This is a genomic window from Streptomyces cyaneofuscatus (assembly GCF_042718795.1).
Taxonomy (GTDB): Bacteria; Actinomycetota; Actinomycetes; order Streptomycetales; family Streptomycetaceae; genus Streptomyces; species Streptomyces cyaneofuscatus_A.
In genome coordinates this window covers 147,757-173,532 of sequence record NZ_JBHXOX010000015.1, presented here as the reverse complement: position 1 = coordinate 173,532, position 25,776 = coordinate 147,757, and the positions used below count along the sequence as shown (strand labels likewise).

17 protein-coding genes are annotated in these 25,776 nt (G+C 72.1%); 1 reads left to right on the top strand and 16 read right to left on the bottom strand.

Translation table 11 applies throughout. The features are described 5' to 3' along the window. Positions 1-164: 164 nt before the first annotated feature. From ACFWRT_RS19225 to rplU, 4 genes are all read right to left on the bottom strand, one after another. Positions 165-1,664, bottom strand: coding sequence for an SDR family NAD(P)-dependent oxidoreductase (locus tag ACFWRT_RS19225; RefSeq protein WP_380954713.1), 1,500 nt, complete (start codon positions 1,662-1,664; stop codon positions 165-167). A 340-nt stretch (positions 1,665-2,004) separates the two neighbouring features. Further along, positions 2,005-3,441: a GTPase ObgE gene (gene obgE, locus ACFWRT_RS19220; RefSeq protein ID WP_380954712.1), complete on the bottom strand. Its 1,437-nt coding sequence runs from the start codon at positions 3,439-3,441 to the stop codon at positions 2,005-2,007. A 144-nt stretch (positions 3,442-3,585) separates the two neighbouring features. Further along, positions 3,586-3,843 (bottom strand): 50S ribosomal protein L27, encoded by a 258-nt coding sequence (rpmA, locus tag ACFWRT_RS19215; RefSeq protein ID WP_015608479.1) that lies wholly within the window; start codon positions 3,841-3,843, stop codon positions 3,586-3,588. Between the two features lie 14 nt (positions 3,844-3,857). Further along, positions 3,858-4,178, bottom strand: coding sequence for a 50S ribosomal protein L21 (gene rplU / locus ACFWRT_RS19210; RefSeq protein ID WP_003969204.1), 321 nt, complete (start codon positions 4,176-4,178; stop codon positions 3,858-3,860). Between the two features lie 293 nt (positions 4,179-4,471). Between rplU and ACFWRT_RS19205 the strand changes: the two genes are divergently transcribed. Continuing rightward, complete coding sequence (locus ACFWRT_RS19205) at positions 4,472-5,074, top strand: acyltransferase (RefSeq protein ID WP_380954711.1); 603 nt, start codon at positions 4,472-4,474, stop codon at positions 5,072-5,074. Positions 5,075-5,114: 40 nt separating this feature from the next. Here the strand turns inward: ACFWRT_RS19205 and ACFWRT_RS19200 are convergent, their stop codons facing one another. The 12 genes from ACFWRT_RS19200 to ACFWRT_RS19145 all read right to left on the bottom strand — a co-directional run bounded on the left by ACFWRT_RS19200 (position 5,115) and on the right by ACFWRT_RS19145 (position 25,767). Then, positions 5,115-7,250, bottom strand: a complete 2,136-nt coding sequence (locus ACFWRT_RS19200; RefSeq protein WP_380954709.1) for a glycosyltransferase — start codon at positions 7,248-7,250, stop codon at positions 5,115-5,117. Next, positions 7,247-8,572 (bottom strand): glycosyltransferase family protein, encoded by a 1,326-nt coding sequence (locus tag ACFWRT_RS19195; protein WP_380954747.1) that lies wholly within the window; start codon positions 8,570-8,572, stop codon positions 7,247-7,249. The genes ACFWRT_RS19200 and ACFWRT_RS19195 overlap by 4 nt, the downstream gene beginning before the upstream one ends. Positions 8,573-8,708: 136 nt before the next feature. Further along, positions 8,709-9,995 (bottom strand): nucleotide sugar dehydrogenase, encoded by a 1,287-nt coding sequence (locus ACFWRT_RS19190; RefSeq protein WP_380954708.1) that lies wholly within the window; start codon positions 9,993-9,995, stop codon positions 8,709-8,711. After that, positions 9,992-11,662 (bottom strand): glycosyltransferase family 2 protein, encoded by a 1,671-nt coding sequence (locus tag ACFWRT_RS19185; protein ID WP_380954707.1) that lies wholly within the window; start codon positions 11,660-11,662, stop codon positions 9,992-9,994. Before ACFWRT_RS19185 ends, ACFWRT_RS19190 begins: the two co-directional genes overlap by 4 nt. Beyond that, on the bottom strand, positions 11,659-13,239 hold the full coding sequence (locus ACFWRT_RS19180; protein ID WP_380954706.1) for a glycosyltransferase: 1,581 nt from the start codon (positions 13,237-13,239) through the stop codon (positions 11,659-11,661). The genes ACFWRT_RS19185 and ACFWRT_RS19180 overlap by 4 nt, the downstream gene beginning before the upstream one ends. Further along, a complete protein-coding gene (locus tag ACFWRT_RS19175; RefSeq protein ID WP_380954705.1) occupies positions 13,229-14,248 on the bottom strand; it encodes a Gfo/Idh/MocA family protein in 1,020 nt (339 codons plus the stop codon). The genes ACFWRT_RS19180 and ACFWRT_RS19175 overlap by 11 nt, the downstream gene beginning before the upstream one ends. Next, positions 14,245-15,363 carry a DegT/DnrJ/EryC1/StrS family aminotransferase gene (locus tag ACFWRT_RS19170; protein ID WP_380954703.1) on the bottom strand — a complete coding sequence of 373 codons (1,119 nt, stop codon included), beginning with the start codon at positions 15,361-15,363 and terminating at the stop codon, positions 14,245-14,247. Before ACFWRT_RS19170 ends, ACFWRT_RS19175 begins: the two co-directional genes overlap by 4 nt. Before the next feature lie 249 nt (positions 15,364-15,612). After that, the gene (locus tag ACFWRT_RS19165) at positions 15,613-19,845 is read right to left on the bottom strand and encodes an Rne/Rng family ribonuclease (RefSeq protein WP_381121321.1); all 4,233 of its coding nucleotides are present in this window, start codon (positions 19,843-19,845) and stop codon (positions 15,613-15,615) included. 235 nt (positions 19,846-20,080) lie between these two features. After that, positions 20,081-20,860 (bottom strand): TIGR03936 family radical SAM-associated protein, encoded by a 780-nt coding sequence (locus ACFWRT_RS19160; protein WP_380955073.1) that lies wholly within the window; start codon positions 20,858-20,860, stop codon positions 20,081-20,083. A gap of 124 nt (positions 20,861-20,984) precedes the next feature. Next, positions 20,985-22,193, bottom strand: coding sequence for a hypothetical protein (locus ACFWRT_RS19155; protein ID WP_380955074.1), 1,209 nt, complete (start codon positions 22,191-22,193; stop codon positions 20,985-20,987). A 66-nt stretch (positions 22,194-22,259) separates the two neighbouring features. Further along, positions 22,260-24,188 carry a TIGR03960 family B12-binding radical SAM protein gene (locus tag ACFWRT_RS19150; protein ID WP_380955075.1) on the bottom strand — a complete coding sequence of 643 codons (1,929 nt, stop codon included), beginning with the start codon at positions 24,186-24,188 and terminating at the stop codon, positions 22,260-22,262. A 52-nt stretch (positions 24,189-24,240) separates the two neighbouring features. Next, on the bottom strand, positions 24,241-25,767 hold the full coding sequence (locus ACFWRT_RS19145; RefSeq protein WP_380955077.1) for a CYTH and CHAD domain-containing protein: 1,527 nt from the start codon (positions 25,765-25,767) through the stop codon (positions 24,241-24,243). Positions 25,768-25,776: the final 9 nt, after the last annotated feature.

Below are 25,776 nucleotides of genomic sequence, written 5' to 3'. Positions count from 1 at the left end.
GGGCCAGGCGAATAGCTGTCGAAATCACGAGGAACCTGCTCCAGGGGGGTGCCGGTCGGATTCACGCATGGGGGAAATATGAAGAGAAGACTTCACGAACACGGGCCTCTGTCGTCGCGCTAAGCGAGGACAGAGGCCCGTATACACACAATGGTCAAGAATTATTACACATCCCCTTGACGGTCCAGCGCGTAGGCCAGAGCCTGCTCGAACCCGGAGGACGCCGAGGCCTCGGCGGTCGGGTCCTGCTGCCGTACGTCCACGACGTGACCGGTCATCTCGGAGAGCAGCACGTCCAGCGAGGTGTGCGCCACGGCCTCCGAGGAGAGCAGCGAGCCCTCCGGCTCCTGACCGAACGCCTTGGTGCGCATCGGCGTCGCGGTCCGCTCCGGGTTGACGCAGTTGACCCGGATCCCCTCGCCGGCCCACTCGTCGGCGAGAGCCTGGGTCAGGTTGACCATCGCGGCCTTGGTGGAGGAGTAGAGGCTGTACTCGGCGCGGCCGCGGGTGTAGCTGCTGGAGGTGTAGAGGAGCAGTTGGCCCCGGGTCTCGACGAGGTACTTGTAGGAGGCGCGGGCGATCTGGACGGGGGCCAGGTAGTTGACGTTCAGGGCTTCCTGGATCGTCGCGTTGTCCGTCTCGGCCAGCTTGCCGATGCGCAGGACGCCCGCGGTGTTGATGACGTAGTCGACACGGCCGGTCTCGGCGTGCGCCTTGGCCAGCGCCTCTTCGACGTGGTCCGGGTTCTCCACGTGCGTGCCGGTGGTGGAGCGGCCCAGCGCGTAGACGCTCGCGCCGTGGCGCTCGGCCAGCGCCGCGATGTCGGCACCGATCCCGTACGACCCCCCGAAGACGACGAGGGTCTTCCCGGAGAGCAGCTCACGGTAGGCGGCCTCGCCGGCCTGGCGCGGGGCGGCGGTGGAGGCGAGCTGGAAGAGCTTGTCGGTGATGAAGACGTCGACCGGCTGGGTGACCTTCATGTTGTACTCGTCGCCCGCGACCACGTAGATCGGCACGTCGGGGAGGTACTTGAGGACCACCGAACAGTCGTCGGTCGCCTGGAAGTTGGGGTCCCCCGCCGCGATCTTGTACGCCTTGCGGATCGTGGAGAGCTTGAACGCCTGCGGGGTCTGGCCGCGCCGCAGCCGGGAGCGGTCGGGGACCTCGGTGATGAACTCCCCGTCCCCGCCGTGGGTGCGGGTCACGATGATCGTGTCCGCGGAGGGGATGGCGACGTCGACGGCCTGGTAGCGGTCGAGGGCCTCGACACAGTCCCTGATCACACGCTGTGACAGCAGCGGGCGCACCGCGTCGTGGAAGAGGACGTTGCGGTCCTCGCTCTCGGCCAGGCCCTCACCGAGGGCCGCGATGGCACGCTCGGTCGTCTCGTTGCGGGTGTTGCCGCCCTCGATGATCCGCGTGACCTTGGTGAGCTGGGCCCTGGCGACGATCTTCTCGACGTCGGGTACGAAGCCGGGTGCCATGAGCACGATGACGTCGTCGATGTCCTCGGCGTTCTCGAAGATGGTCAGCGTGTGCTCGATGACCGCCTTGCCGGCGATCTTCAGCAGTTGCTTGGGGATCGACAGTCCCACGCGCTGCCCGGTGCCACCGGCGAGTACGACCGCGGTGGTCCGGGGCTTGGCTTCGTGCGGCTCAGACACAGACGACCTACCTTGCTATGACGAGGGAACAGCGCGATGCTCGCACTCTCCGTGACCGTCTCGCAAGGTGGACGCCCTCCGCCGCACCCCCCGCGGAAACCGGCAGTTCACCCTCTGGCCAGGGAGGTTGGACGGCACGGGTCCGGTACGCGCGTGATCCGATCCACAGAGATGTTGCACAATCTGCACATCTGCGGCCCTTGCGCCACCTCTGAGCGAGTCGCCGGAACGGCCGGACCACCGCATATCGGCCCCGACGCCACCGGACGGCCGGACTCCCTGCGGAGTCGAGCCGTCCGGTCATGGAACAGATGTGCCCGGGGCGGGTCCGGGGCCCCTCCTAGAAGGGGTCGAACTCGTCGTACTCCTTCTCCGCGTCGTCACGCTCGGCGTCGCGGTCCCGGCGGCGCTGCGCGGCCGGGCGCGGCTCCTCCAGGCGGTGGTCCTCGCCGCGGCGGCCGAGCATCTCGGCGCCGGCGCTCACGGTCGGCTCCCAGTCGAAGACGACCGCGTTGTCCTCGGGTCCGATCGCCACCCCGTCGCCGGCCCGGGCGCCCGCCTTCATCAGGGCGTCCTCGACGCCGAGGCGGTTGAGCCGGTCCGCGAGGTAGCCGACGGCCTCGTCGTTGTTGAAGTCGGTCTGGCGCACCCAGCGCTCGGGCTTCTCGCCGCGCACCCGGTAGATGCCCTCGTCGTCCAGGGTGACGGTGAAGCCCGCGTCGTCGACGGCCTTGGGACGGATGACGATACGGGTCGCCTCCTCCTTCGGCTTGGCGGCACGCGCCTCGGCGATGATCCCGGCGAGCGCGAAGCTCAGCTCCTTGAGGCCCTTGTGCGCGATGGCGGAGACCTCGAAGACCTGGTAGCCGCGGGCCTCCAGGTCGGGGCGGATCATGTCGGCGAGGTCCTGGCCGTCGGGGATGTCGACCTTGTTGAGGGCGACGATGCGGGGCCGGTTCTCCAGACCGCCGTACTGGCGCAGCTCCTCCTCGATGATGTCGAGGTCGGAGACGGGGTCGCGGTCGGACTCCAGCGTCGCGGTGTCCAGGACGTGGACGAGGACCGAGCAGCGCTCGACGTGGCGGAGGAACTCCAGGCCGAGGCCCTTGCCCTGGCTGGCGCCGGGGATGAGGCCCGGGACGTCCGCGATGGTGTAGACGGTCGAACCGGCGGTGACGACACCGAGGTTCGGGACGAGCGTGGTGAAGGGGTAGTCCGCGATCTTCGGCTTGGCGGCGGAGAGCACCGAGATCAGCGAGGACTTCCCGGCGCTCGGGTAGCCGACGAGGGCCACGTCGGCGACGGTCTTGAGCTCCAGGACGATGTCCCGGCTCTCCCCCGGCTCGCCGAGCAGCGCGAAGCCGGGCGCCTTGCGGCGGGCGGAGGCGAGCGCCGCGTTGCCGAGGCCGCCGCGGCCGCCCTGGCCGGCGACGAAGGTGGTGCCCTGGCCGACGAGGTCGGCGAGCACGTTCCCGGCCTTGTCGAGGACGACGGTGCCGTCGGGCACGGGCAGGACCAGGTCCTGGCCGTCCTTGCCGGACCGGTTGTCACCGGCCCCGGGTTGGCCGTTGGTGGCCTTGCGGTGCGGGCTGTGGTGGTAGTCCAGCAGCGTGGTCACGGACTGCTCGACGACGAGGATCACATCGCCGCCGCGTCCGCCGTTGCCCCCGTCGGGGCCGCCCAGCGGCTTGAACTTCTCCCGGTGTACGGAGGCGCAGCCGTGGCCTCCGTTACCCGCGGCGGCATGCAGCTCGACGCGGTCCACGAAGGTGGTCATGGTTGGTGCCTCCAGGTACAGCAGGTAAATACGGAATTGTCTCTGTCGTAACACGCCGAGGGCGGACCCGCTTCCCCGGTTGCCGGGAAAGCTGAGATCCGCCCTCGGAAGGTGCTGTGTGCCGTTACGCGCGCGTCGAAAAGATCAGACGGCGAGCGGAACGATGTTCACGACCTTGCGGCCACGGTGCGTACCGAACTCCACCGCACCGGCGGTCAGCGCGAACAGCGTGTCGTCGCCGCCACGGCCGACGCCCGTGCCCGGGTGGAAGTGGGTGCCACGCTGGCGGACCAGGATCTCACCGGCGTTGACGGCCTGACCGCCGAAGCGCTTCACGCCGAGCCGCTGAGCATTGGAATCGCGCCCGTTCCGAGTGGACGATGCGCCCTTCTTGTGTGCCATGTGTTCTCAGTCCCTTACTTCGCAGCCGCGGGGATACCGGTGACCTTGATCGCCGTGTACTGCTGGCGGTGACCCTGGCGACGGCGGTAGCCGGTCTTGTTCTTGTAGCGAAGGATGTCGATCTTCGCGCCCTTGTGGTGGTCCACGATCTCAGCCGTGACCTTGATGCCGTCGAGCACCCACGGGTCGCTGGTGACCGCGTCACCGTCGACAACGAGCAGGGTCGAGAGCTCGACCGTGTCGCCAACCTTGGCAGTGGAAATCTTGTCAACCTCAACGATGTCGCCGACAGCTACCTTGTGCTGGCGACCACCGCTGCGCACGATGGCGTACACGCGGATCTCTCTCTCGCTCGGAACGGATCCCCTGATGCCAGCCGCTCGCACGGGCCGGGGCCCGGGGCGATCCGGAAGGATGAGCGGCCTCTCCTGGCGGACGGCGCGAACACCGACCGTTACCGGGAGGGATGTGCTCAGGGGTAGGCGCGTCAAGTAAACACACCGAGGGTCAAGGTTACGGGGCGGGGGTGTGGGGGTCAAACCGGGTCGGCGGCCCCGTCGCGGCTCCCCCGGAGCCGTGGGCGCCCCTATGCTTTCCGGGCCAGTCAGCTCTCCGGAAGGCACACACCGTGAACTACAGGGTCCAGCCCACCGCCCAGGTCGACGAGAGCGCCGAGGTCGGCGCCGGGAGCAGCATCTGGGAGCTGGCGCAGATCCGTGAGGGCGCGAAACTCGGCGAGGGCTGCGTCGTCGGACGCGGTGCCTACGTCGGCAGCGGCGTACGCATCGGCGACAACGTCAAGCTCCAGAACTTCGCCCTCGTCTACGAGCCCGCCGAGCTCGGCGACGGTGTCTTCGTCGGCCCGGCGGCGGTCCTCACCAACGACCAGTACCCGCGCTCGGTGGACCCCGACGGCAAGCAGAAGCGCGGCGGCGACTGGGAAGCCGTGGGCGTCCAGGTCGCCGAGGGCGCGTCGCTCGGTGCGCGGTCCGTCTGTGTCGCGCCGGTACGGATCGGCCGGTGGGCGATGGTCGCGGCGGGCGCCGTGGTGACCAAGGACGTCCCGGACTTCGCCCTGGTCGTGGGCGTACCGGCCCGGCGGATCGGCTGGGTGGGCCGCAGCGGGGTGCGCCTGGTGGCCCGCGAGGGTGAGCCGGGGGTGTGGGAGTGCCCGGCGCGCGGGGCGGTGTACGAGGAGGAGGACGGGGTCCTCAGGGAGCGCGTCGCGTAACCCCCTCGGGGGGTGCGGGCGGCTCCCTGAGGCCTGCCGCTCAGTCCTCCAGCAGCAGCCGGTCGAAGCCGGGGCTGATCACCGGCCAGTCCCAGGTCGTCAGCGCGTGCTCCGCCGCCTCGGCGCTCGCCTTGCGCCAGGTCTCCTCCGTCGCGGTCAGCGCGAGGATGCGGTCGGCGGCCTCCTTCGGTGAGCCGACCACCCAGTCGGCGGGGAAGAGCGTCCGGGCGCCGTGCTCCTTGCCCGCGAAGAACGGCCAGTCGCGGACCACCGGCAGCGCGCCGCTGGCAGCACCCTCGACCAGGCCGCAGTGGAAGCTCTCGCGCACCGAGCTGCTGAGGATCACCCCGATCCCGGTGAGCGCGCCCGGTACGTCCTCGGTGCGCCCCAGCAGCCGGACCGCCCCGATGGGCTCCAGCTCGGCCAGGTCGCGCCGGAGCAGGTCGTCGTAGGCGCGGGCCGCGGCGCTGGCCTTGCGGTCCAGGCCGTCGCCGATGACGACCAGGCGGTAGCGCTCGTCCCGCTCCCGCAGCAGCCGCACGACCTCGACGGCCCAGCGCGGGTCCTTGGCGACGACGCCCGCCCCGATCAGGCCGACGGTGAAGCGGACGTCGCCGTCGCTCTTCTCCTGCCGGAACCGCTCCAGGTCCATGGCGTTGGCGATGACGTGCAGCGCCGGTGCGCCCGGCTCCCGCAGGCGCGGCAGGCAGTCGGCGACCAGGTCGCGCAGGTGGTCCCCGACGAAGACCAGATCGTCGACCCGGTCCAGGTCCATCAGGTGCGGCCAGAGGGTGAACGCCTCGTAGCTGTGCAGCCGTACGACGATCCGGGTGGTGCCCGGGTCCACCAGCGTGAACAGGGCGGCGGCGTTGGTGCACCAGTCGACGAACACCGTGTCCGCCCAGTCCAGATGAGGGCGGAGCGCCTTCTCCGCCCGTTCGCCGAGGGTGTCCGCGCCGCCGAGCGCGTACTCCATCATCCGCTGGGCGCCACGCGCCAGCGGTCGCAGCGTGTCGTCCTCCTTCACCTCCAGGAAGCGGATCTCGACGCCCGGATGATCGGCGTACCGGTCGCGGATCGGCTGGAGGAAGTTGGCGTTGGAGTACGTCGTGACCAGCAGCCGCAGCGGCCGACCGGCGGGCGGGGCGGCGGCGGGCACCGCACGGCCGCGGGGTGCGGTCATGGCCCGGAAGGCGGTGCTCGCGCGGAACGGTGCCAGATAGCCGGCCGGGTCCTTCGCCAGCGGCGAGGCGAGCGAGTCGAAGTGGACGGCCCGGGGGAAGGCGAGGGTGAGCGCCGAGGAGAGCGAGGCCGCGGCCTTCTTCGCGTCGCCCTTGGCGTACCACCGGTCGGCGGTCGTGAGCGCCGCCTCGTACGCGGAGCGGCGCAGCGCCACGTCGTCGTGGCCGCGCTCCAGGTCCGCCCTGGCCGCCTCGGCGAGCAGGTCCGCGCGCAGGGCCCGGTCGGCGGTGAGCCGTGCGGCGTCCTTCAGGACCAGGGTGGCGCCGGCCTTGCGGCCGCCTTCGGACATGCTCAGGCTGACGCGCCGGGCCAGCTTGGCCCGCAGCCGGTCCGGCACCTTGGGCGCGACCACCGCGCCGCGCCACGACTTGGCGCCGAGAGAGGTGCGCAGGACGGCCGGGGAGGAGGCGCGGCGCAGCGCCCCGCCGGCCACGCGCCGGGCGGCCCGCCGGGTGGTGTGGGCGGCGGTGGCCGGGGTCGGCACGGACCGGGTGACGGCCCGCACCGCGTAGTGCAGCGGCCGCTCGCGGCGGTCCTCGACCGCCTTGAGGGCGGGCACGATACCGAAGACGGCGTGGGCCCTCCGGTTCAGCTGGGCCAGCCGCCACACCGTGTAGACGGCGGTGGCGTCCAGGGCGACCAGGACCTGGGCCCGGCGGCCGGAGCCGCGCACCTGCCGGTCGCGTTCGGCCGAGGCCCAGACTCGGCGCGGGGCGGAGAGCTTGGCGACGCGCTTCTCGAACATCCGGCCGCGTTCGGCGGCGGCCTCCGTCAGGGAGCGCAGCCGGGTCAGTTCGAGGCCGGGGTCGATGTCGTCCGGGGCGAAGAGGCCCGCCAGTTCGACGGTGGCGCCCGCCGCGCGGAACTTCTCCAGCGACGCCTTGAGGACCGCGGGCTGCGGCCGGGTTCCGGCGATCAGCAGTACGTGCGTCATACGGAGAGGTCCTCCACCTCGTGGGTGCCCGGGGTCGCGGACGGCTTCGGGGAGCTGCCGTCTCCGTCGGGGGCCGGGACGGCCTGGCGGATGAGACGGCGGACGGCGGGGCCCAGTTGGGCCGCTCGCGCGTACTGCGCCGCGTGGGCCCGGGCCGCCGCCCGGTCCGTCTCGCTCGCCTCGACCGCGAGCTTCGCGGCGCCGGAGTAGGCGGCGGCCAGCGCTTCCTCGTCGAAGCCGAAGGCTCCCGTCCACAGCGGGTGTCCGGTCATCACGGTGGACGCGTCGTGCTCCACCGCGTGCGCGGACATGACCGGCAGGCCGGTCGCGGCGTACTCGTAGACCTTGCCGGACGTCATGTACTTCCCGCCCATGATCATGAGGAGCAGGACGTCCCAGCTCGCGAAGATGTCCGCCAGCTCGGCCTTGGGGGCGGGCCCCCCGAAGCTCACCGCTTCTCCGCGGGCCTGCGCCTGCCGGATCAGCTCTATGTGGGCGTTGGCCTCGCGGGTGGCGCCGGAGCCGATCTGGCCGCGGATCTCCAGCCGTGAGCGGGCGACGAGCGGGTCCCGCTCGCGGGCGATGCGCCAGCCGTCGAGCACGGCCTTGAGGATGCGGGGCGGTGAGGTGACCACGCCGAGGTGTCCGAACGTCAGCCCCGCCTCGGGGTCGGGGACACGCGTCCGGGCCGGGACGCTGTCCTCGTCGTAGCCGTTGCGCACGACGTGGACGCGGTCGGCCAGATCGGGGTGCCGCTCCCGGTACCACTGGGCGATCGGGTCGTTCACCAGCCACAGGGAGAGCGCCTGGCCGAGCACCTTGCGCTCCCACACACCGGACGGCGAGTCGGCGGTGAACGCCTCGCCGCCGTCGATGACGTCGACGGACCAGCCGTCCCGGAAGTCGATCGCGTACGGAACCTGGTGGGTCTCCCACAGGTGCAGGGCGGCGGCCATGTTCACGTACGGCACGCAGGTCGCCAGGGTCAGGTCGGCGGGCCGCTCCCGGTGGATCCGCTCGACGGCCTTCTCCAGGTCGGCTTTCCAGCCGCCGTAGATCGGCTCGGGGAATTCCTTCATCCCCTTTTTGCGGTACGCGGTCGTCCACTGCGTCGGCCGCAGCGCGCGGTCCTCGGAGAACTTCCGGATGTCGGTTTCCAGGTCCTCGCGCACCAGCGGCAGCTTCACGATGCGAACGCGCGGATCGACCCGCTCGGAGAGCGTGTGGTCGAGGCCGAAGTCCCGCTCCCAGGACTCGTCGGCAATGGTCACCACCGTGACGTCCCAGCCTTGTGAGACGAATTGGTTGGCTGTTTCACGCATCCGGTAGGCGCAGCTCTTCGCAGCGGGGGGAAACCCGATCGCCAGGTAGATCACATGGTGGGGAGCAGGGGTGTTAGACACGTCAAAAACGCTAGCACGGCAGGCCTTCACCCCTGCCCCCGTCGTCTACGGAAGGTCAGCCGCCGATCACCACGCGTCGTACGCCGGCCCACTTCGCCGGGTCCGTCGTGCGGCGGCCGTCCACCAGGACGCGGACGTCCGGCAGGTCGGCGGCGGCGAGCTCGCGGTACTCGGCGTGGTCGGCCTGGAGGATCGCCGCGGTGACGGCCTGGTGGTTGTCGTGCGGGACGAGACCGAGCGCGGTCAGCTCCTCCGGGGTGTACAGCGGGTCCGAGACGAACGGCACCGCGCCCCGCGCCTTGAGGGCCTCCACGACCCCGAAGACACCGGAGAACGCGGTCTCCTTGACGCCGCCCCGGTAGGCGGCGCCCAGCACCAGGACCCCGACGCCGTCCAGGTCGCCGTAGGCGGCGGCCAGCAGGTCGACGGCGTACGAGGGCATGGCGACGTTCGCCTCGCGGGCGGCGCGGACGACGGTGGCGTCCGGGTCGTTCCAGAGGTACATCCGCGGGTAGATCGGGATGCAGTGGCCGCCGACGGCGATGCCGGGCTGGTGGATGTGGCTGTAGGGCTGGCTGTTGCAGGCCTCGATGACCTTCTTGACGTCGATGTCGTTCCGGTCGGCGAACCGCGCGAACTGGTTGGCCAGGCCGATGTTGACGTCCCGGTAGGTGGTCTCGGCGAGCTTCGCCAGCTCGGAGGCCTCCGCCGTGCCGAGGTCCCAGACGCCGTTGGGGCGGGGCAGGTCCGCGCGCTCGTCGAAGTCAAGCACCGCCTCGTAGAAGGCGACGCCCGCGGCTGCCGACGCCTCGTCGATGCCGCCGACGAGCTTGGGGTAGCGGCGCAGGTCGGCGAAGACCCGGCCGGTCAGCACCCGCTCCGGGGAGAAGACCAGGTGGAAGTCCTCGCCCGGGGTGAGGCCGGAGCCCTCGGCCAGCATCGGCGCCCAGCGCGTACGGGTCGTGCCGACGGGCAGCGTGGTCTCGTAGCTGACCAGGGTGCCGGGCTTCAGGCCCGCCGCGATGGCCTTGGTGGCGGCGTCCATCCAGCCGAAGTCCGGGGTGCCCTCGGCGTCCACGAAGAGCGGGACGACGACCACGACGGCGTCGGACGCGGCGACGGCGGCCGTGGTGTCCGTCGTGGCGGAGAGCAGGCCCGCGCCGACGGTCTCCTTGAGCAGGCGGTCGAGGTCGTGCTCGCCGGGGAACGGCTCGGTGGCCGCGTTGACCAGCTCGACGACCTTCTCGTTGACGTCCGCGCCGATGACCCGGTGGCCCTTGGCGGCGAACTGCACGGCGAGCGGAAGCCCGATCTTGCCGAGCGCGACTACACAGATGTTCATCGGGACACTTTCCTCTTCAGCCGGGACAGCTTCCGCTTCAGCCCGGACAGTTTCCTCCTGACCCCGGACCGCGCTCGGCGCATCCGCGTGGCCAGATCGGGCTTCGGTTCCCACAGCAGGGCCGTCGTGATCACGAGCCGGCCCTTGGCGTTCGGGGTCGCCGAGACCCGGTAGGGGGTGGTCCTCCCCCACCGGCGGGCCAGCGGCATCGGCAGGCCCCCGGTGCGGACCGGGATCTCGTACGTGGTGCCCGCGATGTCGACGTAGACGCGTACGCCCCGTTTGGCGCGGATCCGGTCGACCGGGATGCGGGCGCTCAGCAGGGTGCCGGTGCCGTCGGCGGCGGGCTCCCGGGTCAGCTCGCCGACCGCCTCCGGGCGCTCGGCGTCCTTGGGCAGCTTGCGGGCGCCGGGCTTGTCGGCGCTCTTCGGCAGAGCGCCCTGGGCGAGCGCGACGACGGCCGAGGACGTGTCGCCGGTGATACCGACGCGCACCTTCAGGGCGAGGGTGAGCTCCTCCCCGTCCTGCTCCCAGGCGGCCGACTCCAGCTTCGTACCGTCCGCGAGCCTGCCCGAGACCGTCTCGCGTGCCTCGTACCAATGGTCGTCGAGACCGATCGCGGCGTCCCGGAAGCCCGGGTAGGGCGCGAAGGCACGGTCCCCTTCCAGCAGGAAGGGCGGAGCGCCGTGCTCCGCCTCGTCCGCGATGGCGCGGGTGAGCTCCGCCACGGCGCCGCGCTGGGCGAGGCCGAGGCGGACCCGTCTCTTCACGCCGGTCGCGTCGCGCAGGGTGTCGGTGAAGTAGGTGTCCTGGAGGGCGGCCAGCCCGTCGCAGATCTCCTGCCGGGTCTCCAGGGGGAGCCCGGGGAAGTCGTCGAGCATGAGCTTGGACAGCTCCCACTCGAAGTGCCGCTTGAGCACGGCGTCCCGCTCGGGCCCGGCCGGGATGAGTCCGGCGGTGTGGTCCATGATGCGCGCCGTGCACCGGAGCCGGGCCAGGTGGTCCGCCCGGTAGGTGATGTTGCTCGCGTCACCGCGCTTGACGGCGTAGTAGTACGTGTAGTCCGCGAGGACGGAGATCCTGCGGGCCCGGACGCACGCCTCGATGGTGAACGGCTGGTCGCTGCCGACGGGCAGGTCCTCGGGGAAGCGGAGTTTGTGCTTCTCCACCAGCTCACGGCGGAAGAGCTTGGTGTTGGCGAGCGTGAAGGGCAGCGCCGAGTCGTAGAGGCTGACGTCGGGCTGGTTGCCCGAGTACAGCTTCTGGTGGACGTAGCGCCCGTTGGTGCCGACCATCTTGCCGACGACCACATCGGACTCGTTGGCGTCGGCGCAGGCGACCATGCGCGCCAGCGCCTCCTCCCCGAGGTGGTCGTCGGACCCTATGAAGTAGACGTACCGGCCGGTGGCCAGCTCCAGGGCCCGGTTGCTCGGGGCGGCGGGCCCGCCCGAGTTGGGCTGGTGGACCACGGTGAAGACGTCCGGGTACTTCTCCGCGAAGCGGTCCAGTTCGCGGCCGCTGTCGTCGGTCGATCCGTCGTCCACCGCGATGACCTGCAGCCGGTCCTCGCCGATGGTCTGCGCCACGAGGGAGTTCAGGCATTCGGTGAGGTACGGCATGGTGTTGTAGACGGCGACGATGACGCTGACGTCGGGTGTTGCGGTCATCTCGCCGTACCTCGCATCAATCGGGTGTAGACCCCGTCGAGAACCTCGGCCTGGGCTTCCCAGGTCCATTCGTCCAGCCTGCCCTCGACCTCGTAGGCGGCGGTGTAGCGCTTGGGCGCGTCGAGCACGGCCCGGACGGCCCGGACGTAGTCGGTGACGTTCTCGGCCTCGAAGACCTCGCCCTGACCGGTCCGGCGGGTCATTTCGGCCATGGTCTTCACATCGCTGACCACCAGCGGCAGCCGGGCGTGCGAGTACTCGAAGAACTTGGTGATCAGGGCGATCTCGTGGTTCGGCCAGTGGTGGATCGGGATGACGCCGACATCGGCGGTGGACAGGAACGAGACGACCTGCCAGTGCGGGACGTACGGCACGGCGTGCACGCGGTCCTGGACACCGAGCTCCTCGGCCCGCCTCATCAGCGTACGGATGTACGGCAGCTCGGGGTGGCTGGCAACGAACGCGACATGGACGCCGGGCAGCTCGGGAAGGCCGTCCACCATGATGTCCAGGCCGCGCTGGCGGGCGGCGAGACCGCTGTAGACCAGCAGCGGCACATCCGGGCCGATGCCGCACAGGGCGCGCAGGTCGGGGACCGGCAGAGCGGTGAAGCGGGAGGCCTCGGCGGCCTCCGGTGCGTTGAGCACCACGTCCGGGCGCTCGCGCAGCTTGTGGGTCGTCCGCAGCAGGTCGGCCAGGCCTCCGGAGACGGTGACCACCGCGTCGGCGTACTTGGCGTGCTCCCGTTCGTACGCCACCATCGCCGGCAGCTTCCGCTGGTTCACCCAGGAGCGCACGCCGGGCAGGTACTCGTGGGCGTCCCAGACCAGGGAGACCGGCCGGCCGGCCGCGCGGGCGCGGAGCTTGGCGCGGGAGCCGACGCCCAGCATCCGGAAGTCGTTGGCGTGGATGATGTCCGGTTCCAGCGCGTCGATGACGGGCCCGTAACTCAGCTCGAAGTCCCAGACGCTGGGGTCGAGCCGCCGCCACGCGCGGTCACCCATCGTTTTCAGCCAGAAGGCGGTGGCCGCCTTGTCCACGGCGGCGGAGCGGGTCCTGCGGAGGCCGCGCAGCTTCCTGGTGTGGCGCGAGCGCAGCCTCACCCAGCGGCTGGTGGCCTTGGCCGCGCCCCTGCGGGCCGCGAGCCACACCTTGCCGCCGGTGGAGCCGAGCGGGGAGCGGTCCTCGCCGGTCCTGAGCGCGGCGCCACGGACCCGGAGGTCGGCCCGCCAGGCCTTGACCTGCTGCGTACGGAATTCGGCCACGCGCTCGGAGGGGTAGGCCAGGGGCCGGCGGATCGGCGCGCCGCGCAGGTCCTGGGGACGGGTCGACATCTTGGCCTTGACCCCGAGGAGGCGGACCTCGGCGTCACCGAGCTGCCAGGCCCGCACCTCCTCCTTGCCGGAGAACTTGCCCAGCAGGACGACGTCCCAGCCGGCCGCGGCCGCCGAGCTCGCCTGCTTCTGCACGCGGGAGTCGCCGTGCACGCTGTTGTCGACGAGCATGACGACACGACCGCGTGAACCCTTGCGGGGGATCGCGGTGAAGTCGGTGAAATCAGGAATGTCAGGTGCCATGTTCCGTCCGGTCCGGAGCCGTGAGAGTAACGGTGGTGCGGGTGGAGGCGGACTCCAGTACGGCTTCGGCCACCTCGACGGTGAGGAGCCCCTGCCGCAGGGTGCAGACATCCGCCGCCTCCCCGCGCACAGCGTCGCGGAAGAGCTCGTGTTCGACAAGCAGGGGCTCGCGCTTGGGGATCGCGTAGCGGATCATGTCGCCCTCGGACACCCCGCGGAAGGCGCGCAACGCCTCCCACTCGGTGGCGACCGCCGCGTTGGAGTGGAAGGTGAGGTCGGCGGTGAGGGTGTCGGCGATGAAGCAGCCGCGCTCCCCGGTGACCGAGGTGAACCGCTCCTTGAGCGGGCTCAGCCAGTTGACCAGGTGGTTGGCCATCGTGCCGTCGGAGAGCCGGCCGACGGCGGAGACCATGTCCTCGTGCGGGCGGCCCGACTTGGAGACGGTGTGGGCGGCGATCGAGGTGTACGCCTGGCCGGTGACCCAGCCCGTCAGGTCGATGTCGTGCGTGGCGAGGTCCTTGACCACGCCGACGTCGGCGATCCGGTGCGGGAAGGGGCCCTGGCGGCGGGTGACGACCTGGTAGACGTCGCCCAGCTCTCCGGCCTCCAGGCGGGCGCGGAGCGAGAGCAGGGCCGGGTTGCAGCGCTCGATGTGGCCGACGGCCGCGACCAGGTCGCGGGACTCGAACGCCTCGACCAGGCGGCGGGCGCCCTCGACCGTGTCCGCGAGCGGCTTCTCGATCAGGGCGCAGACACCGGCGGCGGCGAGCTGGAGGCCGACCTTCTCGTGCAGGCCGGTGGGGCAGGCCACGACGGCGTAGTCCACACCGCGGGCGAGGAGCTCGTCGACGGTGGACAGGACGGGGGCGCCCTGCGCCCAGCCGTTCCGGTCGCCGGCCGGCTCGACGACCCCGGCCAGCTCGACGCCCTCCAGGCCGGCGAGGATCCGGGCGTGGTTGCGGCCCATGGAGCCCAGGCCGATGAGCCCGGCCTTCAGTACGGCGGTCACAGGTTCTCCCCCAGCGAGTTCACGGCGGTCACGATGCGCTCCAGGTCGTTCCGGGTGAGCGAGGGGTGCACGGGCAGCGAGACGACCTCGGCCGCGGCCTTCTCGGTCTGCGGCAGCTCCCAGATCCGGCCCGCCTTCTGGTCCGGCTCCCAGTAGGGCCTGAGGCGGTGGATCGGCGTCGGGTAGTAGACCGCGTTGCCGACGCCCGCCTCGGTGAGCCGGGCCATCGCGGCGTCCCGGTCGCCCCGGATCCGCACGGTGTACTGGTGGTAGACGTGCCGGGCGCCCTTGGCCACCGGCGGCGTGGTGACGGCCGGGGCGGTGATGTGGGCGTCGAGGTACGCGGCGTTGGCGCGGCGCTGCTCGGTCCACTCCTCGACCTTGCCGAGCTGGACGCGGCCGATCGCGGCGGAGACGTCGGTCATCCGCATGTTGGCGCCGACGATCTCGTTGGCGTACCGCTGCTCCATGCCCTGGTTGCGCAGGAGGCGCAGCGTACGGGCCAGTGCGGCGTCGGCCGTGGTGACCATGCCGCCTTCGAGCGCATGCATGTTCTTGGTGGGGTAGAAGCTGAAGGTGCCGCCCGCGCCGAACGCGCCGACCGGGGTGCCGTTCAGCGCCGCCGCGTGGGCCTGGCAGGCGTCCTCGACCACGGCGATCTTGTGCTTCTCGGCGATCGGCACGATCCGGTCCATCGCCGCCGGGTGGCCGTAGAGGTGGACCGGCATGACCGCGGCGGTGCGCGGGGTGATCGCGGCCTCGACGGCCGCCGGGTCGAGGCCGAAGCCGCCCGGCTCGATGTCGGCGAAGACCACGTCGGCGCCGGTGAGGCGGACCGCGTTGGCGGAGGCCGCGAAGGAGAACGAGGGGACGATCACCTCGTCACCGGGGCCGATCCCCAGGGCCAGGAGCAGCAGCTGGAGGGCCGAGGTGCCCGAGTTGACCGCGATGCAGTGCCGCCCGTCGACGAGGCGCGAGAAGCCCTCCTCGAACGCCGCGACCTCGGGCCCCTGCACGACGCGGCCGCTGCGCAGTACGCGTACGGCGGCCTCGATCTCGTCTTCCCCGATGACGGGACGGGCAGCGGGAATCGGCTGCTCGTTGATGCTCGTCATGGACGTCCTCCTCGACACCGCAAGAGCTCGTTACCGGGCAGAATTCTGGAAGGCGGACACCGGTCACCAAATGTAGTTTCTGCGAAGAACTCTGACAGTCCAACAGCCGCCATCACATTATCAGGGATTTCACAACCCATTTCGGGAACGTTAACTCCCTTTGCGTCAGTTCTGGTACAAAGCCCGTGACCCGCCCCCGAAAGTAACGGGACGGGCCACGGATAATGAACAACCGATTGCGGGGAAACGTCAGCCGGCTGACGCCTCACCGTCGGTGGACGACGCCGAAGCGGTCACGGAAGGCGACGACTGCTCGGCGGCGACGGCCTTCTTCGTCGTCTTCTTCGCGGTCGTCTTCGCCGTCGTCTTCTTCGCGGCGGTCTTCTTGGCGGCCGTCTTCTTGGCCACCGCCTTCTTCGCCGGAGCCTTCTTGGCGGCGGCCTTGCGGGCCGTCTTCTTCGCCACGGGCGCCTCATCCGGCTCACCGGACGCGGGGGCCTCCGCCGCCTCGGCCTCCGGGGCCTCGGCTCCCTTCGGCTCGGGCGCCGACTCGACGACGAGGGCCGCCGCCTCGTCCGCGCCTGTCGGCGAACCCGCCGGGGCGGTGACCTTACGGGTGACCCGGCGACGGGCCCGCGGCGGTGCGGCCTCCTGGGGAGCCTCGGCCACGGGGGCCTGCTCCCGGACGGGGGCCGGGGCCTCGGCGGGCGCCTCGACGATCGGGTCCTCGACGGCGACCGGGTCCGTGGAGGGCTCGGCCGGCTGCACGGACTCCGCCGGCTCGGCCTGCTTCGGCGAACCCGCCGGGGCGGACGCCTTGCGGGTCGCCCGACGGCGCGTACGGCCCTGGGGCGCGGCCTCGGCCACCTCGGGGGCCTCCTGGGCGGCCGGGGCTTCCGGAGCCTTCACCGGCTCGGGCGTGTCGCGGACCGGCTCGGCGACCTGCTCCGCGACCGGCTCCGCCTCGATGACGGGGGCCGGAGCGGGCGCCTCGGTCCTCGGGGCACCGGCCGGGGCCGACGCCTTGCGGGACGCCCGACGGCGGCCACGGCCGCGCGAGGCTGCCGCCTCGGCCTCGGCCGGGCTGCCGTAGAACTCCTCGTCGGCGGCCGGCTCCAGGTCCGCCAGGGACACCGGGGCGGCGACCTCGGCGGCCAGCTCGGCCTCGGACTCGGTCTCCACGGGCTCGGCCGCGTGGTCGTCGTGGCCGTGGTCCTGCTCGTGACCGTGCTCGTGGTCCTGGCCCGCGCCGCCACGGCGCTTCTTGGACTTCTTGGAACCGCCGCCGCCACCGACGGACGTCGGCTGCTCCATGTGGACGATCACACCGCGCCCGTTGCAGTGGACGCAGGTCTCGGAGAAGGACTCCAGCAGACCCTGGCCCACCCGCTTACGGGTCATCTGGACCAGGCCGAGCGAGGTGACCTCGGCGACCTGGTGCTTGGTGCGGTCGCGGCCCAGGCACTCCAGCAGCCGCCGCAGGACGAGGTCCCGGTTGGACTCCAGCACCATGTCGATGAAGTCGACGACGACGATGCCGCCGAGGTCGCGCAGCCGGAGCTGACGCACGATCTCCTCGGCCGCCTCCAGGTTGTTCCTGGTGACGGTCTCCTCCAGGTTGCCGCCCTGGCCGGTGAACTTGCCGGTGTTGACGTCGACGACGATCATCGCCTCGGTCTTGTCGATCACCAGCGAACCACCGCTGGGCAGGTAGACCTTGCGGTCCAGCGCCTTCATCAGCTGCTCGTCGATACGGTACGTCGCGAAGACGTCGACCTCGGAGGTCCAGCGGGAGAGCCGCTCGGTGAGGTCGGGCGCGACGTGCGAGACGTACCCGTGGATGGTCTCCCACGCGTCGTCACCGCTGACGATGACCTTGGAGAAGTCCTCGTTGAAGATGTCGCGGACGACCCGGACGGTCATGTCCGGCTCGCCGTAGAGCAGCGTCGGCGCGTTGGAGCCGCTGGTGCCCTTCGCCTTCTTCTGGATCTCCTCCCACTGCTGCTGGAGCCGCTCGACGTCACGGCGCAGCTCGTCCTCGCTGGCGCCCTCGGCGGCGGTGCGCACGATGACGCCCGCGTCCTCGGGGACGATCTTCTTGAGGATCGTCTTGAGGCGGGAGCGCTCGGTGTCGGGCAGCTTGCGGCTGATCCCGGTCATCGAGCCCTCGGGCACGTAGACCAGGTAGCGGCCGGGCAGCGAGACCTGGCTGGTGAGGCGGGCGCCCTTGTGGCCGATCGGGTCCTTGGTCACCTGGACCAGGACCGACTGGCCGGACTTGAGCGCGGTCTCGATGCGGCGCGGCCCGTGGGCCATGCCGAGCGCCTCGAAGTTGACCTCACCGGCGTACAGGACGGCGTTGCGGCCCTTGCCGATGTCGACGAAGGCGGCCTCCATGGAGGGCAGGACGTTCTGCACCTTGCCCAGGTAGACGTTGCCGACGTAGCTGGTGGCCTGCTCCTTGTTGACGTAGTGCTCGACGAGCACGTTGTCCTCAAGGACACCGATCTGGGTGCGCTCGCCGCTCTGGCGGACGACCATCACGCGCTCGACGGCCTCGCGGCGGGCGAGGAACTCCGCCTCGGTGATGATCGGGACGCGGCGGCGGCCCTGCTCGCGGCCCTCGCGGCGGCGCTGCTTCTTCGCCTCCATCCGGGTCGAGCCCTTGATGGACTGGACCTCGTCGAAGCCGGTGCCCGGCTCGCGCTCCTCCTTCTTGCGGGGCTCGCGGACCTTGACGACCGTACGCTCCGGGTCGTCGGTGCCGTTGTCGGCCTCGGCACCGGCGTCACCGCTGCGGCGACGGCGGCGGCGACGGCGCCGGCTGCTGCTCGAACCGGAGGCGGCGGAGTCGTTGTCGTCCTCCTCCTCGTCGTCGTCGGCTTCCTGGGCCGGGGCCTGGACCTGGTCGCTCTCGGCGCGGGACGACGCGGGCGCCTCGTCGGCGTGCTGCTCGGCCTCGTCCGTGTCGCCGGCCTCACCACGGCGGCGACGGCGGCCACCGCGACGGCGGCGGCGCGAGGGGCGGTCGCCGTACTCGTCGGTGTCCTCGGCGTCGTGCTCGTCCGCCTCGGCCTCGGCCTCGGGGGTCTCCTCGGCGGGCGCCTCCACCGGGGCGGCGGACTGCTCGGGCTGCTCGGCGGCCTCGCCACGGCGGCGGCGACGGCGGCGCGAGCCGCCCTGCGGCGCGGCCTCGGCGGGTGCGGGAGTCTGCTCGACCTCGGCGGTCTGCTGCTCCTCGACCTCGTCGGCCTCGTCGTAGGCGGAGGAGGAACCGGCCGCGGCAGCGGCGGCGGCCGTCTCGGGCGTCTGGAACATCGGCTCGGCGAAGACCGGGGCCTGGAACACGGCGACGGCGGGGCGCGTGGCGCGGCGGCCCTTGCGGGTCGGCTCCTCGGCCTTCGTGGTGAACTCGGGGCGGCCCGCGGCGGCGGTGGCCCGACGGCGCTGGCGTCCGCGCGGGGCGGCCTCCTCGACCTCCTCCACCTCGGCGGCGAGCTCCTCTGCGACGGCGGCGGGCAGGCTCTCGGCGGCCTCGACGGCCTCCACCGGCTCCTCGGCGGCGACGACCGGCTCGGCCGTCCCGGTGACCTGCGGGGCTCCGGCGGGGGAGGTGGCCTTACGGGAGGCACGGCGGCGGCCGCGCGGCGCCGGGGTCTCCTCGGCGGGCGCGGCGGCCTGGGCCGGGGTCGCGGGCTCGTTCGCCACGTCGGCGACGGGTTCGGTGGCGGCGGCCTGCGGGGCACCGGCCGGGGCGGAGGCACGGCGGCGGGTGCGGCCACGCGGGGCCTCGACGGCGGGCGCGGCGGCCTCGGCGGCCGGCTCGGCCACGGGCGCGGCGGGCGCGGCCGGCTCGACCACGACAGCGGCCTCGGCGGCCTGCGGGGCACCGGCGGGCGAGGTGGCCTTACGGGAGGCACGGCGGCGACGCGGGGCGACGGGCTCCGGGGCGGCCTCGGGCGCGACCGCCTCGGCCACCAGCTCCTCGTCCTCCTCCGTCTCCTCCGAGAGCGGCGCGACCGGCTCAACCGGGCTCTCGACGACCTCGACGGCCTCGGCGGCCTGCGGGGCACCGGCCGGAGCCGTCGCCTTGCGGACCGCGCGGCGCCGGGTACGCGGCGCCGGGGCCTCCTCGGCGGGTTCGGCCACCGGGGCCGGGGTCTCGGCCACCGGGGCCGGGGTCTCGACGACCTCGGCGACCACCTCGGCGGTCTCCGGAGCGCCCGCGGGTGCGGTCGCCTTGCGCACGGCGCGACGGCGCGTACGGGCGGGGGGCGCGATCTCATCGGGCGCGGCGGCCGGGGCTTCCACGACGGCGGCTTCGGCGGCCGGTGCGGTCTCCTCGGCGGCGGGCGCCTGGGCCGCGCCGGGCGGTCCTGCCGGGCGGGAAGCGGCGCGGCGCCTGCGGCGCGGCGGCAGCTTGTCCCCGGGGGTGTTCTCTTCGTTGTTCCCGTTGGTCGCGGGTTCGTTCGGCTGAGGCATGCGGGCGGTTCTCCCGTCGCGCTCCCGGGCGCCGCGTCTGATTCCGGTCCGGCACGGTCCGCAGTGGTGCGATACCGCTCGTCCGGGGCGCGGGCGCCGCACGGGAGCTGATGTCTGGCTCGCCGGTTCCGTCCGCGGTGTTGCGGACGGCCTGGCGAAAGTCTTGTTGGGTGGGTCAGTGCGCGGCCCGACCCAGGTGGCTCCCGAGTCGGAGGGCTGCGCTACAACGACCGCCTTACGCGGTACCTGCACCTTCCGGCGCCGTCGCGACGGCTGCTGCGACCGCGGGATGTGCGGTCGGGGCGGCCTCGCGGTCGGGCGCGAGCGGGTCGGTCACCGTGCCGGACTCCTCGTCGAAGAGCCCCTGCGCCAGCCTCGTCACCGCGGCGGGGACGGGCGGCGCCAGGTCGGCCACAGCGCGGAGACCGGACAGGACGTCGTCGGGTCGCACGGCAGGTGTCACGTGCCGAACAACCAGCCGCAGTATCGCACAGGGCCCGTCCCCCGGCCTATCAGCCGGTGGATCAAGAGCCTGCAGGTCGGCGACGGCTGCGCGGGCGTCGAAGGTGCGGATGCCGTTCTTCGCCTTGCGCTGGACCTCGACACTCTCGGCGGCGTTGAACGCGGCGACGGCTCCGCGGGCCTCGTCGGGGTCGACGCCGTCCAGGCGCATCTCCCAGACGGAGGCGGTCAGCCGCTCGGCGAGGCCGGAGGTGCGGGCCTCCACCGCGTCGGTGATGTCGAGACCGTCCGGCAGCGAGCTGTCGAGCAGCTCGCGCAGGAGGTCGGGGTCGCGCGCCTCGGTGAGGGCGATCTCCAGGAACTCGGCCTCGCTGCCCGTGCCGGTGGGGGCGGCATTGGCGTAGGAGACCTTGGGGTGCGGGGTGAAGCCCGCCGAATACGCCATCGGCACCTCGGAGCGGCGCAGTGCCCGCTCGAAGGCCCGCTGGAAGTCGCGGTGACTGGTGAACCGGAGGCGGCCGCGCTTGGTGTAGCGCAAACGGATGCGCTGCACTGCCGGTGCGGGCGGCGGGCCTTCGGGCTGTCGCTTGCCCAGTGGTTCTTCTCCTCGGTGCGGGGCGGGCGCCGTGGAGCGCCGCCCACGAAATACGGGGTGGTCCCCGGGGTGCCGCTCCGGCTCACGCCTGCTTGACGAGTTTTTCGCTCAGCAGGGAGGTCTCGGACGCCTGCGCCGCGCTGGGGACAGTCGTTGTACTACCCAGAGTACGCGCAGGCACCCCTTGCGGTTCCCCGGACCGGGTCCCGGCCGCCCCGCCGACCAGGGCGCGCCAGGCGTCGCGGCGGGCCTGCCGCATGGTTTCGCGGGCGGTGGCCAGCGCGGATCGGGCGGCGCGGCCCGCTTCGAGGGCGGCGCGCCGGGCCGGGGCCCAGAGGGCGTCCCGGACGAAGTGGCCGAGCGGAACGCCCACCGTGCGGTGGGCCCAGGCGACCGGTACGCCGATCAGGTGCCGGAAGAGCCAGGCGATCGACCGGCCCACCGCCCGGGAGAGGTACCCGGCGATCCGCCAGGCGACCTCGGCGGCCTCCGCGATCTCCCGGCCGACCGGGGCGAGGACGCGGCGGTAGAGCCAGGAGGCGGGGGCAACCAGCAGCGTCATGACCAGCCAGGCGACCGCGATCCCCAGCCCGCGCCCGGTGGCGGCGATCCCCTTCCCGACCTCGCCGAGCACCCAGACGATCCCCTGCCACAGCAGCCCCAGCACCCACGCCGTCCCCTGCCACACCGCGTCCAGCACCCACGCCGCGCCCCGGCCGACCGGGGTGAGGACGGCCCCGTACAGCCACACCAGCGGCACCACCACCCCGTACCGCGCCGCCGGGACCAGCACGTACCGCCAGAGGCCGGCGGCAGGGGCGACGAGCAGCGTGGTGAGCAGCCAGGCCACGCCCTGGCCGGCCTTGCCGAGCAGCCAGGCCGTGCCGTGGCCGAGCGGGGTGAGGACGGACCCGTACAGCCACACCAGCGGCACCGCGACCCCATACTTCGCCACCGGCACGACCACGTACCGCCACAGGCCGATCCAGGGCCAGATGAAGAGGGCGGTGGCCAGCCAGGTGACGGCCAGGGCCAGCGGGGTGCGGACGTGGGTGAACAGCCAGGCCAGCGGGGTCAGGACCAAGGTGTCGAGCAGCCAGGCCAGGCCTCGGCCCAGCGGGCGGAGCAGGGTGCGGTCGGCGGCGTGCCAGCCGGCGGCCAGGAGGTCCCAGACCATGCGGACGGGCAGCACCAGGACCAGCACCACGATGCGCACGGGAATCCTGATCAGCCTGGTCAGGGCGGTGTCGGGCGCGTACCGGTCCAGGGCCTGGTGCCTGCTGTCGTCCATGCCCCCGAAGACGCGCAGGCCCGGTCCGGGGTTGCCGGACCGGGCCTGCGGTGTGTCAAGGCCCTGCTACTTGTTCACCACGCTCAACGGGAGCAGCTTCTTGCCCGTCGGGCCGATCTGGATGTCCAGGTCGAGCTGCGGGCAGACGCCGCAGTCGAAGCAGGGGGTCCAGCGGCAGTCCTCGACCTCCGTCTCGTCGAGCGCGTCCTGCCAGTCCTCCCAGAGCCAGTCCTTGTCCAGGCCGGAGTCGAGGTGGTCCCAGGGCAGGACCTCCTCGTAGGTGCGCTCGCGGGTGGTGTACCAGGCGACGTCGACGCCGAAGTCGGGCAGCGTCTTCTCGGCGCAGTTCATCCAGAGGTCGTAGCTGAAGTGCTCGCGCCAGCCGTCGAAGCGGCCGCCCGACTCGTAGACCGCGCGGATGACGGAGCCGACGCGCCGGTCGCCCCGCGAGAGCAGGCCCTCGACGATGCCGGGCTTGCCGTCGTGGTAGCGGAAGCCGATGGAGCGGCCGTACTTCTTGTCGCCGCGGATCTTGTCCCGGAGCTTCTTCAGCCGGGCGTCGGTGTCCTCGGCGGAGAGCTGCGGGGCCCACTGGAAGGGGGTGTGCGGCTTGGGCACGAAGCCGCCGATGGAGACCGTGGCGCGGATGTCGTTCTGGCCGGAGACCTCGCGGCCCTTGGCGATGACGTTGACCGCCATGTCGCCGATCTGGAGGACGTCCTCGTCGGTCTCGGTGGGCAGGCCGCACATGAAGTACAGCTTCACCTGGCGCCAGCCGTTGCCGTACGCGGTGGCCACCGTCCGGATCAGGTCCTCCTCGGAGACCATCTTGTTGATGACCTTGCGCATCCGCTCGGAGCCGCCTTCGGGGGCGAAGGTGAGACCGGAGCGGCGGCCGTTGCGGGTCAGCTCGTTGGCCAGGTCCACGTTGAACGCGTCGACGCGGGTGGAGGGCAGCGAGAGGCCGACCTTGTCCTCGGTGTAGCGGTCGGCGAGGCCCTTGGCGATGTCACCGATCTCGCTGTGGTCCGCGGAGGAGAGGGAGAGCAGGCCGACCTCCTCGAAGCCGGTCGCCTTGAGGCCCTTCTCCACCATTTCGCCGATGCCGGTGATGCTTCGCTCCCGCACGGGGCGCGTGATCATGCCGGCCTGGCAGAAACGGCAGCCGCGGGTGCAGCCGCGGAAGATCTCCACGGACATCCGCTCGTGCACGGTCTCCGCGAGCGGGACGAGGGGCTGCTTGGGGTAGGGCCACTCGTCGAGGTCCATGACGGTGTGCTTGGAGACGCGCCACGGCACGCCGGACCGGTTGGGCACGACACGCCCGATGCGGCCGTCGGGGAGGTACTCGACGTCGTAGAAGCGCGGGACGTAGACGCCGCCGGTCTTCGAGAGCCGGAACAGCACCTCGTCGCGGCCGCCGGGGCGGCCCTCGGCCTTCCAGGCGCGGATGATCTCGGTGATCTCCAGGACGGCCTGCTCGCCGTCGCCGATGACCGCGCAGTCGATGAACTCCGCGATCGGCTCGGGGTTGAACGCGGCGTGGCCGCCCGCGAGGACGATCGGGTGGTCCACCGTGCGGTCCTTGGACTCCAGCGGGATGCCCGCCAGGTCCAGGGCGGTGAGCATGTTGGTGTAGCCGAGCTCGGTGGAGAAGCTCAGCCCGAAGACGTCGAACGCCCCGACGGGACGGTGGCTGTCCACGGTGAACTGCGGCACGTTGTGCTCGCGCATCAGCTCTTCGAGGTCGGGCCAGACGCTGTACGTGCGCTCGGCGAGGACGCCCTCGCGCTCGTTCAGTACCTCGTAGAGGATCATGACGCCCTGGTTGGGCAGCCCGACCTCGTAGGCGTCGGGATACATCAGGGTCCAGCGGACGTCACAGCTGTCCCAGTCCTTGACGGTGGAGTTCAGCTCACCGCCGACGTACTGGATGGGCTTCTGCACATGCGGGAGCAGAGCTTCGAGCTGTGGGAAGACCGATGCGGCAGACATCTCGCGAACCTTCGTGAGCCGGCTGGGGTGACCATCCAGCGTACCCCGCGGCTCAGTGCTTCAGATCCGCCCGCAGTACGGGATCGGAGGCACGGGCCCACACCTCGGGCAGTTCGCGCTCCCGTGCGTCGGCGGTCGCCTCCTCGTGCCCGTACAGAAGTCCCCAGGTGAAGGTGGTCTCGCCGGCCGCGTGCGCCTCGATCGCGAGGGCGCGCAGGGCGTCGCGGGCCACCACGCTGTCCTGGTGGTCGCCGAGGACGGTCTGCACCGCCTTCACCCGCTTGGCGAACCGCCGGGCGGGCTTTCCGAGGGCGGGCCCGGCCGCGTCACCCGCGTACCGGGCACGCTTGGCGGCCTTGCGGGCCTCGTGCATCGCGGCGTCCCGCTCGGGGCCCGGCGGGTGCTCCAGGGCGTGGTCCATGCGGCGCGCGAGCTTCTCGTAGTCCTTGAGCACCGCGCGGGGCAGCTCCTTGGCGGGGGCGCGGGAGGCGGCGGGGCGCAGGGGCGGGTCGGCGCTGAGCGCGTCCAGGGTGTCGAGGAGGGCCAGATACCGCTCCCCGTCCAGTACGTCGGTGATCCTGCGGCGCGATCCGGTGCGGCGGGCGGCCGACCAGACCTTCAGCCGGCTGCCCACCGGGCCGAGGACCAGGGTGGCGGGGAGGGCCTCGGTGCGGTCCCCCAGGCGCTCGTCCAGGACCTCCTGGTCGCGGTCGACGCCCAGCTCACCGGCGAGCCACTTGAGCTCGGCGCCGACGGGGTCGGTGGTCTCGCGGTCCAGGATCCTGCGGTAGGTCTTGAAGGCGCTGCGCAGCCGGCGGGTCGCCACGCGCATCTTGTGCACGGAGTCGGGCAGGTCGCGGCGGACGGCGGGGTCGAGGTCGACGATGGCGCGGATCTGCTCGCCTACGTAGCTGAGGACGTGGTCGCCGGCGGTCTGCGGGTCTTCCGCCTTCCGCTTCTTCTCCTTGCGTACGGGTGCCGTCTCGGCCAGCGCCCTGGTCAGCTTCGACGGCGACGCCGAGGGGCGCACCCCGGCCTTGCGGAGCCGCTTCTCGACCGCGTCCAGGAAGGCGGGGTCGCCGTCGTCGGCCAGCTCGACCTCGATCTCGGTCCAGGTGGCGGTGGTGCCGCCCCCCTCCCCCGCGAGCCGTTCCGCGAGCACCGTGTCGACGCTGACCTCGGCGAGGAGGGTGCCGTCGTCGTCGTTCAGGTGCTGGACGTCACGGGAGGAGAGCAGGCGGACGACGGGGGCCGGTTCGGTGTGGCGGAGGCGGGAGCGGAGCAGGGCGGCGAAGGAGGGCGGCAGGGTGTCGGCGAGCGGCTCGTGGAGCTCGTCCCGGATGCCGGTGGCGACGGGGAACTTGAGGTGCCAGCCCGCGTCGGCTCCGCCGGTCCTGCGGCGCAGGGTGAGGGAGTGGGAGGCGAGGCGGAGGTCGGCGGTGTCGTAGTAGACGGCGTCCAGCTCCGTGACGCCCCGCTTCTCGACCCGGGCGACCCCGGCCACCCGGCTCAGGTCGGGCAGCCGGGTGGCGTCGGTGGCTTCGTACTTCCGCTCGATCTCGCGCTTGGTGTCCGCCATATACGGACA